Genomic DNA, 808 nt, shown 5'->3' with positions numbered 1-808 from the left:
GTGGTGATGGGCAACCATGCCCGTCGCGGGAAGTAGAGCGACCGGGTGCCGTGCCGGGCGATGCCGGCAGCAGGCCGCCAGCAGCATCGCCACCGCCACCACCGGTCAACGCCACCCGGATCCGTTCGGCAGCCCTCCAGCGGTCGGCTCGACAGCGGTGGGCCGGGGCGCCGCGTCCTCAGCGGCCACCGTCGCGATCGTCACGACCCAGTTTGCTGTTCACGACCCCGGCTGACGCCTGACGCGATGCTCAAGAACCCAGTGAGTGACCATCAGCGCAAACGCGGCCAGAAACAGCACAGTGCCGGTCCACCGGCTCGGAGTACGCCACGCGCTGGGTGTGACCTCCGTGAGGTTTCCTAGCCTGAGGAGAGCGCTGAAGCCCATGAAGACTGCTCCGGCGGCCCACAGCCGGGGGTGATGTAGCGTCCACCCGAGCAGTCGAACCGTTGTCACGCGTCGGCTATGGATGGCCACCCAGGCGGCACATCCGATCAGAACGACACTGGCGCTGGCAAGCAGGATGTCCACGGCCGCTGCGCCCGCCTCGTAGGTCGTCACGGGCATCACGGTAGCGGCACCACACGCGTCGTCCTGCATGAGCTGGACCTTGCCGATCAGCGTGCCTGCCACCGGGGGAGTAGTACTCCTGGCAGAACAAGACCCGGTTGGCGATCCGGAGCCGATGGTGCAGTCGTCGCCGCCGGACCACACTTGACGGTCGGGAGTGAAGGCGCGGTCAGGAACCCGGTCACTGGTCTCCCTTCTGGTCCTGGTCGATCGGCTGCGTGAGGGCGGGGGCCTGAGC

At 67.9% G+C, this 808-nt stretch carries 1 protein-coding gene; it reads right to left on the bottom strand.

The features are described 5' to 3' along the window. Positions 1-219: 219 nt before the first annotated feature. Complete coding sequence (locus tag GSF22_RS34005) at positions 220-633, bottom strand: hypothetical protein (protein ID WP_307804524.1); 414 nt, start codon at positions 631-633, stop codon at positions 220-222. Positions 634-808 lie beyond the last annotated feature (175 nt).

Source organism: Micromonospora echinofusca (assembly GCF_017614955.1).
Taxonomy (GTDB): domain Bacteria; phylum Actinomycetota; class Actinomycetes; order Mycobacteriales; family Micromonosporaceae; genus Micromonospora; species Micromonospora echinofusca_A.
Note: the sequence above shows the minus strand (reverse complement) of the source record. Positions and strands in the feature narration are given on the sequence as shown.